This is a genomic window from Microcoleus sp. BM001215392 (genome assembly GCF_036700185.1).
Taxonomy (GTDB): Bacteria; Cyanobacteriota; Cyanobacteriia; order Cyanobacteriales; family Microcoleaceae; genus Microcoleus.
Genome location: NZ_JAUBOJ010000213.1, coordinates 1 through 12,592 on the forward strand (window position 1 = coordinate 1; position 12,592 = coordinate 12,592).

Annotated in this window: 13 protein-coding genes and 1 other RNA gene; 7 read left to right on the forward strand and 7 right to left on the reverse strand. The window is 46.6% G+C overall.

The genetic code is table 11. The annotated features are described in order from the left end of the window. Nucleotides 1-34: 34 nt before the first annotated feature. The 3 genes from egtD to egtC form a co-directional block, all read right to left on the reverse strand. Nucleotides 35-1,078, reverse strand: coding sequence for an L-histidine N(alpha)-methyltransferase (gene egtD / locus QT974_RS21005; protein WP_333470360.1), 1,044 nt, complete (start codon nt 1,076-1,078; stop codon nt 35-37). 347 nt (nt 1,079-1,425) lie between these two features. Then, on the reverse strand, nt 1,426-2,883 hold the full coding sequence (locus tag QT974_RS21010; RefSeq protein ID WP_333470361.1) for an SUMF1/EgtB/PvdO family nonheme iron enzyme: 1,458 nt from the start codon (nt 2,881-2,883) through the stop codon (nt 1,426-1,428). Further along, nucleotides 2,855-3,643, reverse strand: a complete 789-nt coding sequence (gene egtC / locus QT974_RS21015; protein WP_333470362.1) for an ergothioneine biosynthesis protein EgtC — start codon at nt 3,641-3,643, stop codon at nt 2,855-2,857. The genes QT974_RS21010 and egtC overlap by 29 nt, the downstream gene beginning before the upstream one ends. Nucleotides 3,644-3,810: 167 nt before the next feature. Between egtC and QT974_RS21020 the strand changes: the two genes are divergently transcribed. From QT974_RS21020 to QT974_RS21030, 3 genes are all read left to right on the forward strand, one after another. After that, nucleotides 3,811-4,029, forward strand: coding sequence for a hypothetical protein (locus QT974_RS21020; protein WP_333470363.1), 219 nt, complete (start codon nt 3,811-3,813; stop codon nt 4,027-4,029). 154 nt (nt 4,030-4,183) lie between these two features. After that, nucleotides 4,184-4,471: an RNA recognition motif domain-containing protein gene (locus tag QT974_RS21025; RefSeq protein ID WP_333470364.1), complete on the forward strand. Its 288-nt coding sequence runs from the start codon at nt 4,184-4,186 to the stop codon at nt 4,469-4,471. A 146-nt stretch (nt 4,472-4,617) separates the two neighbouring features. Continuing rightward, nucleotides 4,618-5,424, forward strand: coding sequence for a DUF1838 domain-containing protein (locus QT974_RS21030; protein ID WP_333470365.1), 807 nt, complete (start codon nt 4,618-4,620; stop codon nt 5,422-5,424). Between the two features lie 75 nt (nt 5,425-5,499). Here QT974_RS21030 and QT974_RS21035 read toward each other — a convergent pair whose 3' ends face one another. From QT974_RS21035 to QT974_RS21045, 3 genes are all read right to left on the reverse strand, one after another. Continuing rightward, nucleotides 5,500-6,534 (reverse strand): VOC family protein, encoded by a 1,035-nt coding sequence (locus QT974_RS21035; RefSeq protein ID WP_333470366.1) that lies wholly within the window; start codon nt 6,532-6,534, stop codon nt 5,500-5,502. A gap of 109 nt (nt 6,535-6,643) precedes the next feature. After that, entirely contained in the window at nt 6,644-7,090 is a 447-nt protein-coding gene (locus tag QT974_RS21040) for a hypothetical protein (RefSeq protein ID WP_333470367.1), read from the reverse strand. Between the two features lie 329 nt (nt 7,091-7,419). Next, complete coding sequence (locus QT974_RS21045; RefSeq protein ID WP_333470368.1) at nt 7,420-9,864, reverse strand: putative PEP-binding protein; 2,445 nt, start codon at nt 9,862-9,864, stop codon at nt 7,420-7,422. Nucleotides 9,865-9,940: 76 nt separating this feature from the next. On the opposite strand from QT974_RS21045, the gene QT974_RS21050 reads away from it, so the two are divergent. Continuing rightward, a complete protein-coding gene (locus tag QT974_RS21050) occupies nt 9,941-10,627 on the forward strand; it encodes a ComF family protein (RefSeq protein WP_333470369.1) in 687 nt (228 codons plus the stop codon). Nucleotides 10,628-10,961: 334 nt separating this feature from the next. Here the strand turns inward: QT974_RS21050 and QT974_RS21055 are convergent, their stop codons facing one another. After that, nucleotides 10,962-11,504, reverse strand: a complete 543-nt coding sequence (locus QT974_RS21055) for a 2'-5' RNA ligase family protein (protein WP_333470370.1) — start codon at nt 11,502-11,504, stop codon at nt 10,962-10,964. A gap of 148 nt (nt 11,505-11,652) precedes the next feature. Between QT974_RS21055 and QT974_RS21060 the strand changes: the two genes are divergently transcribed. From QT974_RS21060 to QT974_RS21070, 3 genes are all read left to right on the forward strand, one after another. Beyond that, a complete protein-coding gene (locus tag QT974_RS21060; protein ID WP_293131564.1) occupies nt 11,653-11,919 on the forward strand; it encodes a YciI family protein in 267 nt (88 codons plus the stop codon). A 23-nt stretch (nt 11,920-11,942) separates the two neighbouring features. After that, an RNA gene (gene ffs / locus QT974_RS21065) (signal recognition particle sRNA small type) lies at nt 11,943-12,039 on the forward strand. Between the two features lie 23 nt (nt 12,040-12,062). Next, on the forward strand, nt 12,063-12,446 hold the full coding sequence (locus QT974_RS21070) for a phasin family protein (RefSeq protein WP_333470371.1): 384 nt from the start codon (nt 12,063-12,065) through the stop codon (nt 12,444-12,446). The last annotated feature ends 146 nt before the right edge of the window (nt 12,447-12,592 follow it).

Below are 12,592 nucleotides of genomic sequence, written 5' to 3' on the forward strand. Positions count from 1 at the left end.
CAACTGCCAACTGTCAACTGTCAACTGCCAACTGTCAACTGTCAACTGTCAACTGACAAAGCATCAAGCCAAACCACTGGTTTGGATCTGTCCAAACTTGTACTGGCTTTAAACCGCGCTGCGAAAGTTCTTCCTTGACAGTATTAAGATTAAACTTGCGCGAAATTTCGCTGCGAATAGTTTCTCCGGCGGCAAATTCAACCGTTAAATTGAGAGTGCGCAAGTTCACTGTTTGCGCTTTCTTACTTTTCAAGTGCATTTCAATTTGACATTGTTCTTGATTGTAAAAAGCCCAATGCTCGAACTGTGCCAAATCAAAATTTCCCTCGTATATCCGATTTAAATGCCGCAACATATTCAAGTTAAAAGCTGCTGTTACTCCTTGACTGTCATCGTAGGCAGGCTCTAAAACATCCTTGGATTTGTCTAAGTCAATTCCCAGCAAAAAATACTCTCCCGGCTGCAATGCACCGACAACTTGCGAGAAAAATATATCGCATTCTCGATCGTTGAGATTGCCGAGGGTGCTGCCGAGAAAGCAAATCATTCGGGTTGGCAATGGCGATGGGGCAATTTTAGCTAAGGCTAATTCGTAAGTGCTGACAAGTCCGTGAATTTGGAGCGATGGATAATCTGCTAACAGTTGACAAGCGCTGCTTTCTAGGATAGTAGGGCTGATGTCGATCGGCAAATAGTGCAGCGGATATTCCAATTTGCTGTAAGCATCGAGGAGAATCCGGGTTTTGGTGGAACTGCCGCTGCCTAGTTCGACGATTTGGCACTTGCCCGTTATGTGGGCGAGCTCCCCCGCACATTCCTGCAAAATCGCTGTCTCAGTGCGCGTCAAGTAGTATTCTGGCAACTCACAGATCAACTCGAAGAGGTTCGATCCGCGATCGTCGTAGAAATACTTGGGAGGCAGGGTTTTGGGGTTTTGAGTCAACCCGCTAACTGCATCGCTACCTGCATTGATTTCTGCGAGTGTGGGTGCTGCTGCGTTCACCAGTCGCTCTAAGTGCAGCCGGTTTTCCTTGCTTGAAGCTGAGTTTGTCGTGTCGGACAGTCTTGGGGATTTCATAGAGTAAAATTAAGATGCACCAATGGGTATAGCACGTAGTTGCGCTGCCAAATATCGCGCTCAAGCTAGATTTTTTATGCCGATCTCCGTTCTGTATTTTCTCACTATATGGCGATCGCACCCGCAATTAAAAATTTAAAAAATATCAACATAAATTATTAAATCATTTACAAACCTTTTTTAAGCTGGTATTTTTACCTACAATAAATTTTAGTGCTTAACAAACAAATATCGTCTAAAAGTCACTCTAAATAAAATTTATATTTAAAAAAATAAATTTTACAAGTTCGATCGTTCGGACTTTAATCCTCTAATTTTATGCGGACTTGCATTCCGAACGATCGAACCTATGTGATTGTAGTCATAGCGCAGCGAAAACCAGCTAGAATTTGGCGCACGCCCGGATAGTACCAATTCCGAAAACTCGATCGCAGTGCTTGAGGAAAAGTCGCCCAGCTCCCGCCTTTCAAAACCCGGTGTTCTCCATCAAAATAAACTTCCGAGTATCCCCTGTAAGGATAACTTTCAAATCCCGGATAGGCGTCAAAGTTTGAAGCAGTCCATTCCCAGACATTACCCAACATATCACAGCAGCCCGCCGCACTCGCTCCTTTTGGAAAAGCGTCCACTGCTGAGGTATTTGCTAGATTGTTCCCGTGATTGCACAGGCTGGCATTTGGCTGTGCTTCTCCCCAAGGATAGCTGCGATATGTTTGATTTTTGGCATCCCAATTCGCTGCTTTCTCCCATTCGGCTTCCGATGGTAAACGTTTGCCGGCAAAGTTGCAATAAGCTTGGGCTTCGTACCAACTGACGCCGCAAACAGGATGGTTGTTAAAACCTGGATTTTCTGACCAGTAAAGCGGGCGATCGACTAAATGAACTTTTTGCCATTCCCAGCCCTCAGCAGACCACCAATCAGGGTTTTGATAGCCGCCGGATGCCATAAAATCTCGGTATTGACCGCAAGTGACGGGATAGCGATCGATCGCGTATGCTGATAAATAACACAAGTGGCGCGATCGCTCGTTATCCAAAGCCTCAGCAGCATCGCTTCCCATGTAAAATTCCCCGCCCGGAATTGCGATCGCCGAATTGTTCAGGGGGCATGGGGCATTGGGCATCGGGAATTGTTCAGGGGGCATTAATATTCCTACCGCCTTCTTCCCTCTCTCCGTTAAATCCCGTACATTGCTCGTTACCGAACGAACAGTCCCCTTTTTTCCTCTATCCGTTACATCCGTTAAATCCCGTACATTGCTCGTTACCGAACGAACTGTCCCCTTTTTTCCTCTATCCGTTACATCCGTTACATCCGCTACATCCGCTACAAAATCCGTTGCCGAACTTCCTTCTTCCTTTTTCTGCATTTGCAACACAAAAGCAACAGTTTCGCAGTGCTGGCTTTCGTGCTGAATAATAAATCGCCACAGACGTTCTTGCTCTGCGATCGGCGCCACTTCCAAATAATCTAACACCTTTTTTCTCACCGCATCCAGATACAACTCAACTTCTGGTAAAGACGGCAAAAAAACCCGTTCTTTTTTTGGCAAAATATCAGCAGCAAATAGTTTGTGATACTCAGGAAAAACAGGCTTCAACCCAGCACACCGCTGCAACAGCCACAAATCCTCAGTATAAGCTATGTGACCTAAGTGCCAGCCAACCGGGCTGAAATCAGGATGAGCTTGACAGCAAAAAGTATTGGGATCTATGCCTGCAAATAGCCCAAAAGTGCCGCGGCGACACTGCTGCAAATCGTGATAAATTGCCTCTCTACAAGATTGGATAGATTTCGATCTCACCGTCTGCTCCCGTACTGATAATGCTTTGGGCTGGACATTCGTGCCAATTGCCACTAAATAAAGGTTCCGAAGCAATGATGACAGAATTCGGAAAATTTGGATCGTCGCGCAGCCAATAAAGGGAAGGAGGCGCTTTTGGGAAAGCAAACCTAGAGGCAATGAGCTGGTGTCCGTTACTGATAATTATATTAGCTGAAAATTCAACTTGTTCGAGGCTTGCTAGCTCGGCCAAAGTTTTCAACGAATTTTGCAAAGCGACTTCTAGATTTTGATTGCTGTTTGTCAATTCATTGACAAACAAGGCAAAGATATGCTCTGAATCTGTGGTGCCGTTAATTGACTGATAAACGCTATTGCTCAGGCGATCGCGAATTAATCTGTAAAGACTTTTGCGAAAATTCTGCACAAAGCCGTTGTGTACGAACAACAGGCGATCGTGTTGAAACGGCTGACAGTTGCTCAAATCTAGAGCTTGTCCTAAAGTTGCACTGCGAACATAGGCGATCGCGCATTTTGATTCAACGTATCGGCTGATACTCGGAAGATTGATATCGCTCCAAATTGGCTGGACATTTTTATAAGTAAACGGGTCAGTATCCAGGTGTGGGTGATACCAACCCAAGCCAAAACCGTCAGCATTCACCACGCCAGAAGTCATTTCGCGGGGCTGGTAACTCTGCACAATCAGTGAATGTTCTGGCTTGTACACAATCGCATCAAGTAAAATCGGCCCGCCTAAGTAGCCAAGCAAACGGCACATAAAATTTTGTAAGCAAATAGATTAGCATTGTAAATCATTCGCCGCAAAATTGCCGATCGCAGATTTTCTGGGGATGCGAGCCCTCCTTTTTTCGCAGGTCGCCAGCACCATCTCCGTACAAACGGTAAAGTTAAGGTAGAACCCCAGCAGCACAAGGAGACTCTTGAATGTTCCTCGACGAACTCATCCCAGTGGTCAAAGAATTGATCCAGCAGCCCATCGCCTTCGCAGGCGGATTTTTTTCAGGCTTGCTTCGACTCAACCTTCACGAAGAGCCCGTTAGGAGCTGGATCGACGAGCAAGCCGGTTCGACTTCCTACACTGCTCCTTCCGCCGAAGCCACCAACGCTAAAAGCACCGGGCCTCAGTCAATCTCGATCGACTAAGGACAAGCACTAACTATCGCAGCTAGTACAAAGGGTTTGTCAGTGCGGCAAACCCTTTGACTTAGATGCGATCGCCCGATTGTCAGCGAGAATTCACTAGAGAGTAAAATTTATCGGTTATTATGTATAGCACAACAAGTTCAGTTCGATCGACATGACTATCTATATTGGAAATTTGTCTTACCGCGCCACCGAAGAAGACCTGACATCAGTATTTGCAGAGTACGGCACAGTCAAGCGAGTTGTCTTGCCTACCGACAGGGAAACCGGTCGGATGCGCGGTTTTGCATTTGTTGAGATGATGGAAGATGCCCAAGAAGACGCTGCAATTACCGAATTAGACGGTGCAGAGTGGATGGGGCGCCCCTTGCGAGTCAACAAAGCCAAACCCAAAGAAGAAGGAAATCGAGGCGCAGGTATCAACAGGAATAGCGGATATTAGTCCGCGATGCGGCGGTTGACATTTTGTCGGAACCAATCTGAGAGCAAGCGCGCCATTAGCCCCGCATTGTTAGCAGCAGTTGACTCCGAGGAGAAAATGTCAAATCCGCTGGGCAAAAACATCGACACTTTACAGGAGCCTGCGGTATGGTTTTAATACAAGAATTTGATGCCAAGGAATGGGTGAAAACCCGCAGTTCCCTAGACGGTGAAGCCACATTTCTCACCTGGAACGGCGCGATTTATTCTTTTGTTCCCAACGAACCGAAAAAGCGTTTGTTCAAAATAGTTGGGATGAGTGCCAGCAGGTGTATTGCTGACGGCGATGGCGGTTGGAACTTCACCTCGCGAGAACTAACTTACTATCTCGATCCCAACAGCGGAGAAATTCTCCACAAATGGGAGAATCCTTGGACAGGAGAAGTCCTCACAGTTGCACACGTTGCTAACAACCCCGTTCAAGGTTATTTTAAAGGGATTTTCCCGGCAAAAGTAGATGGAGAAATTACAACTTTTAGCTTTGACTTATTTCCCAACTATCCCAATGCTTTAGCTGAAGAACCGAGATTTGCTGATTACAGTCCAAATCCCATTTATCAAGCCGCGGAGTTGTTTAAGCTGACAGTACCCACGGCGGAATTATTAGATCCGGAACTTGTTTCAGTTTCTCAATTAATTCTGAGCTGGGATAGGATTGGGCCGTGGCTGGCGTGGATGAAAATGGGAAATCTGCCCGGTAATATGATTTACAGCGCCACTGGTTCTAAAGTCAAAAGTTGGACAGATTTACCTCAATTGTTGCAAGATGAAATTAGGACTCGGATTCCTTTGTATAAAAATGCGCCGAAATCGCAATTAGATGTAGAAGATATGACTTCTTGGATTTATTTTCAGAAAAACTTTGATGCTTATCTCGCTGGTGAAAGATTTCCTTTGCCCGCAGCAGCAGAATAAACTCAAAATATCGTAAAATTGCTGCGAAGTTGGGAATGCAGCTATTCCTCAAAATCTGATAGTTGGCATTCTTAACTACGAAGCTGATTCTATTAATGTCCAGAAATAGCCGTCAGGGGCGATAAAGGAAAAACTCGGTTCTCCAAATTCATTAGGGACTATTTCGGTAATTTTTTGGGCGCTGCTGGCTTTGACTCGGTGAAAGTATTCTGCGATGCTAGACACTCGATAGGTGTACAGCGACATTCCCAAACAGCCGGGAATAGCCCGATCGACTTGATCGTCTAGGGCGATCGCACTGGGGAACCTCAGAATATACAGTCTACCAGATCGCGCGGCTGCAAAATCTGTTTTGGACGATCGCGGATCGTCAAAAGCCGTCACCACAAATTTTTCGCCCGGGTGAAGAGAGAAAATCTCCCTTCCCGCGAGGGAAGATTCAAAAGTAGTTTCTACATCATCGCGGGCGCGAATCAAGCCCAGAACTTCTTCATAAAACAACAATGTTTCTTTGCTGTCATCTTGAATTATCATGCCCATGTGGGTAATTTGACTCGTTTTGAAAAAAGCATTTTCATTAATTTTCCCGTAATTGGGCAGGGCATAGTTGAATCTTTGAAAAAAAACTTGCCGAGTCAAAGGCTGCAACAACATCATCTCGCGCACCCCGACAGCCGCCCCGACAAAAGGACGCGCTTTGCGCTCTTTGTTGTAAATAACCTCCCAGCGGGGAGAGGTATATTTTACAGGCAAATTGATGGACTGGGCATCTTCAGCATGGTTGAGAATATTCAACAAATCAGCAGTTAAAGTAGTTGCCCAACGGTTGCCTTTTACCTTCATAGACGACATTTGCAAGCCGTTATTTTTAGGTTTTTCCCAAACCATCAAGCGAATTAATCCGTGATCTGCACCTTGGTGTTCGAGCCGCACCGATCGCACTTTTGAACAAACTCCATACAATTCGGCAGCCACCGATGCCGATAATTCTCCGATTTCACCGATGCAATATCCAAATTGCTCCCAGTATTGAATTTGTGGAAGCGCATCAGTAACCCCGATACAAATTTCATAAATGCCTGCGATGCTAACCGGCTGTACTTGATTCATATTTTTTGAGACACAATTTGCGGGCGGGATGTCGAGCCACCCGATTTCTGCTCGAATACCTTGCTGCTAATACCAAGATTTATCAGGAGAAACCGGGTCGCTGTCTGTTTTAGAAAGAGTAAACTCGCCCTTTTTCATCTATATAAACTGACCTATCTTGTCTGGTTCGACCGTCGGAAGTGCTGATGCGAACCGTCACAATGTTTTGCTTGGAGTCAACATTGTAGTCGTATTTTAAAGTGGTGCTGGCTCCTTTGACATTAATCGGAATGTTGGCAATATCGGCGGTGCGGTTGCTGACGCGAACTATGATGTTTTTGCTGGCTCCTACTGGCAAGGATGACAAGCCTACACCTGATTGACCATATTCTAGGTTTAATCCAGTTTCATTTAATAGTCTGAGGGTAATGTTGCGAGTATTGTCAACCTGTGCTTGAGGTTGCCAGAATCCGGGTTTTACGCCGCCGTCTGTTGCTGGTTGAGATAATGCTGGATGCGAATGCAGAGAGCCGAGGGCGGCAAGTATTGCAACGGCTGCAATAATTTTTGATTTCACTGTTTCTACCTCCGGTTAAAGTGTGGGTGATATTTCTATCTTAACTTGAAAATCGGATGTTGAAGGAACAAGTTCGATGGAAGTCGTTCGATGGAAGTCGTCCGAGCGAAGAAGCAATAACAGGAATAAAAGCTCATGTTTCAGGAATTAAGAACCTCTTAACTGTCAGCGCAGTTGCTATATCTACTCAGAAACTGGGTTTGTGTAGTGATTAATAGTCCTGGACGCAGGGGTGTCTAGAAACTCGGTTTCTGAGCGGGCGGCTGCTTGCCAAAGGTATGATTTAGAGTATAAACCGGGTTTCTGAGGTAAAGTGCGTCCGGGAGTGGTTAATTGTTAACGATCGCTCTAGCGGCTTCTAGGAGCAGGCGCTGTTCGGCGCGGGCGATCGCCCTGCAAGTCTGTTCTGCTGCATCGACATTCACCGAAATAGAGGAAATCCCCCACCGCACCAAGGATTCAACTGTTTCGGGATACAAGGCTGGAGCATCGCCACAAATCGAGCAAGGAATGCCGGCGGCTCGGGCTTGTTGGATTAATTGTTCGATCGCCTTCATCACTGCTCGATTGCGCCCGTTGAAAGCACTTGCTATTTGCTGGGAGTTGCGGTGGATGCCTAACAGAAATTGAGTTAAATCGTTGGTACCGATGGAAATTCCTTGTACTCCGGCTTTTACGTAATCTGGCAATAAAAATAACACCGAAGGAACTTCTGCCATAATCCAGAGTTGAAACTGGGCGGGGCGATTTTTGCAAATTGTTTCTAAGCGCTGGCGGCAGTATATAAACTCCTCCACAGAGCGAACGAAAGGCAAAATTAAATTGACATTTGTATGGCCTGATTCGCAGACTTTTTGAAGTACGCACAACTCCCAATCAAATAATTCCGGTTCAAAGGTATCGCTGAAACTGCCGTGGGTTCCTGAGTCGCGCAAGTCGAGAGAGCGATAAAATACCGATCGCGGCGCCACCGCAGCAGCAAATAAACTCAGACAGTCCGCCATGCGATCGACAAATTCCGATTTTTGACCGTGTTGCAGCCAAATTTTGGGGTGTTGACAGTCCAAAGCTTCCAATGCCATCAATTCCGATCGCACCAATCCGATGCCGTCTACGGGCAGATTTCTCAGGCGCTCGATCGAACTTGTTTGGCTGACATTAACCAGCAGTTGAGTTGCTGTGGGCGCGCCCCAAACAAATTCGGGAGATTGTACCCCTCGCGGTAAGGATTCCGGATTGGTCGATCGCTCTGAGATTGAAAATTTGTGGTTGGCTATTGACATTTTCGCTGCTGTACTGTACTCATCTGAATTTGTGGCTGTTTCCTGAAGTCGCCCGCTGTCTGCGGTGTCGATCGCTGTTCGTGAGGCGAGGGCAAAAACTTCTCCGCTATCGCCATCTACCAACACCAAATCGCCTGAGGCGATCGCCAGAGTTGCCCCGGCAACACCCACAACTGCCGGAATCCCCAATTCTCGGGCTAAAATGGCGCCGTGTCCTGTCATGCCTCCTTGTTCGGCAACTACCCCAGCAGCAACTTTCAACCAAGGCAGCCAATTGGGATCGATTGTCCGGGCTACCAAAATGCTTCCGGCTAAGAATTGGGCGTTTTCAGGGTGGGAATTACTCATGACTTGGGCAATTGCTTCGGCTTTTCCTGAGGCGGCGGCCAAACCTTTGAGAATCGCAGGAGTTCGGGTTTTGGCGATCGCTTTTTCCCGTACCGGCGCGACTTTTTCCCGTTTCATAACACGGATTTGAGTAAAATAAAATTGCGGTTCGTCGCTGTTTGCTGTGTGGTTGAGCGTCCACTCCAAGATTAGCTCGCTGTCAAATTCGGCGATTACTTTTTTGCTCAATTCCAGGAGTTTTTGCAGTTGTAATTCTTCTAAAACGTATTCGGTTTGTGATTTTTCTCCCAATGCCAAAATCTCCATACAACTGCCACGATTTTCGGGCATGAACAATGCAGGATTGGGATTTTTTTTGCTTGTCCAATTCCCGATATACGGGTTTTTATTAGTTTTTAGATCGCCTATTTTGAGATTGTATGCTAATGTTTTGTAACCCAACCGCTGAAATTTAATTGCTCCTGTTTCCGGCTGAATTTGATAGTAATCTGGGATAGTTTCTCCGCGAGCGAGGGACATTCCCAAACCGCTGGTGGCTTCGATTTCCCAGGCTTCACCCCAGTTTGTTTTTACCTCGCCCGCGGCAATGGCTGGGGCGAGTGGCTGTACTAAAACTGCGGGATTGATTTGCTGTATATTCATGCCGCACCGCTGCCAGTAAAATAGACTTCGGGCTCTGAATACTTCTATCCAAGCTCGTTTGAGTGCGGTTTCAATGGCTTCTGGTTCGGCGCGTGCTGTGTGAGATTCCAATATTCCGGCTGTTTTCGGGTGCCAGGAAGTCAAGGAAGTACGAAAAATTAAGGCGTGCGGGTTGAGTTGGGCAACAGCAGACTCTAGGCCCCAGAGCAGTGTATCTGGAAGTTTGGCGGCGAGGATTTGGTGGCGGATGCTGCGGGCGATCGATTGCAGTTGTCTGGGCCGATCGACATTCAAGTGCAGGGAAGAGTGGGGCCAGTCGGCAAACAGCGGTTCTAGCCAGTCGATCGACTCTAAAAACTGCCAAAATATTGTAGCCGGCACGACAAAACCAGGTACAGCAGGATGATTTTTCTGAAGCAAGCAGCTCAAGTAAAATGCTTTTTGTCCGACTGCATCTCGGTCTGAAGGTTGAATTTTGTCTAGCCAGTAGAAGTTTGTCACGCAAAGAGCCTGTCCTTGGAAAAGGATGGAATTTTTTTGATAGTTTTTCCCATTAATCACTTACCATAATTTTAGGATGAACAAGCGAAAATGGACGGGATTAGTCAAATCTTTCCTCAATCTATTTCTTAAGGCTAACTGTCCTCTTTGTCAGCGATCGGCCGCCGGAGAGTTTTGTGGGTACTGTCACAAGCAACTTCAGCGATGTCAGTTAGCCGAGCCGCGTCGATTTTGGGATTCACAGCAGCGGGTTTTTGTGTGGGGCGAGTACGGCGGGACTCTGAAACGGGCGATCGCAGCTTTAAAATATGAGGACAACCCACAATTAGCCAAACCTCTCGGCGGCTGGCTGGCAGAATCTTGGCTGAGTTTTCCCGAATTAGCCGTTGACAATTTAACAGTTGTACCAATTCCCATGCACAAATCAAAGGTCAAGGAGCGCGGTTTTAACCAGGCGGAGCTTTTGGCGGAAAGTTTTTGCGAGCTGACTGGTTTGTCTTTGCAGCGGCACGGTTTGGAGCGGGTGAAAAATACTCAGGCTTTATTTGCTCTGACACCGCAGCAGCGACAAGCGGAAATGAAAGATGCTTTAAGTTTGGGAAAGGATTTTCGCCGCCGTCTACCGCGCGATCGAGTTTTGTTAGTTGATGATATTTACACTAGCGGTACTACGGTCAAGTCGGCAATTAAAACTCTTAAAGAGTCGGGAATTGCGGTTTATGGCACCGTCGCACTTGCGAGTCCCCCTCGGGGCGATCGCTAATCTATTTTAGCTTTAACTTCACACAGGTTCGATCGTTCAGGTTCGTAGTGAGGACTTTAGTCCGCAGCATTTTCAGAGGACTCGCATTCCGAACGATCGAACCCATAACAAGTTTTTATTTTTAGGGTAAACGAACCGCGAAGACGCGAAGGACGCGAAGAAAGAGTAGAGAAGGAAGAGTTTTTAAGATTGATTTAAAATTGTTAGCATTTTCAGAGGACTCGCATTCCGAACGATCGAACCTATAACAAGTTTTTATTTTTAGGGTAAACGAACCGCGAAGACGCGAAGGACGCGAAGAAAGAGTAGAGAAGGAAGAGTTTTTAAGATTGATTTAAAATTGTTGCAGGTTCGCCGCCAGCGGGAACTGTTGGCTGATGTTCCAGCGGCTGCCGTCGTGAAGCAGTAAGGTTAACGCAGCAGCGGTAAACTTAAAGTGGATCTCGCGCCCGGAGAATTCCAGCCAAGCCTTGTGAAAATTTTCCTCGGTTAAATCGCGAAATGCTACGGTCATGTGCGGTACAAATGGGCGTGTCTGAGAAATGCGATCGACAATTCCTAAATTTGTCTCGACATAACTCATCAAATCTTGTTGGATCTCCATCAATTCGCCCGATTTGACGACACCCGCGTAAATGACGCGGGGCGCGAAGGCCGCAAATCCTGATAGAGTAACGGGAATTGGCACCCGGTTTGTCGCAAACTGGTTTAAATTTTTCTCTAATTTCGGCACATCCGCCGCTGGCCATTCAAAAGTAGGTTGCAGGGTGATGTGGGGTGGCGATTTCAAGGCACCGCGGGTGTTGTAGTGTTCTGCAAAATACAGTTTAATCTGAGTAATCTGCTGTTTAATCTCGTCTGGTGGCACTAAAGCCATAAAAAATCTCTGTTTTGACTGGTTCATGGGATACCATCGCAGTAAGGAAGGAATCCTGCCGTAGGGGCGATCGAGTATTTACTCAATTCCCTGCACCAAAATACCCATTCCCAATCTACAATCCAAAATCTAAAATCTAAAATTTAAAATGCCTTGGTTTGTCAAAATTGAGCAGGGAATTGTCGAAAAGCCTGTCTTTGACCAGTATGTGCCAGCTCACAGAGCTTATGTCCGAGATTTGATTTCTAAAGGACACCGAGCGAAAACTGGCTACTGGGCGAGGCGGGGCGGCGGTATGTTGATGTTTGAGGCGGGTTCGATGGATGAGGCGAAGGCGATCGTCGCTGAAGACCCCCTGGTGAAGAACGGTTGCGTTATTTATGAAATTTATCACTGGTGTGTGGTTGAAGAATAAATAACTGTGTTATACTCATAAATGAACTGGCCCCACGCGATTCCAACGCCCAAATCTTGTCAGGACCGGAAGGTAGCAGCAACACGGGATGCTTGTAATAGGCGTGGTCTCCGGTTCACCCAGTTTTATGAGGTGTAGTTCCTATGCCTGGTTTCGGAGATATTTTACAGAAAGCAGTTTACCTTGGTGTCGGGCTAGCTTCCTATGCTGGTGAAAAAGCAGGCAGCAAGTTAACTGAGTTGCGCACTGAAGCCCAAAAGCTGGCAGATGAATTGGTGAAGCGCGGCGAGATGTCCACAGAAGAAGCTCGTCGCTTTGTTGAAGATATGGTGCAACAAGCTCAGCAACAGCAACCGCCAGTAGAAGCGGCTGGAGATCGAAAACCGGCTGAACCTCGGCGGATTGAAATTGTTTCTGAGGAAGAAGATGTTTCAGCAAAAGATGTTAAAGAAACTGGCGGCGTAGACAAGCTCCGCGAACAAGTGCAGAATTTACAAGACGAATTGCGCCGACTCAAGCGCGATTAAGCTCGAAAAAGCTCGCACAGCAAAGCATTAAGGGAACTCAGGATAATTTCTTGAGTTCCCTTTTTGAATATCACCCGTGTCAATCGATTTTAGATTTTAGATTTGAGATTTTAGATTGAAGCATTGACCCCACGGATGAATCCGGG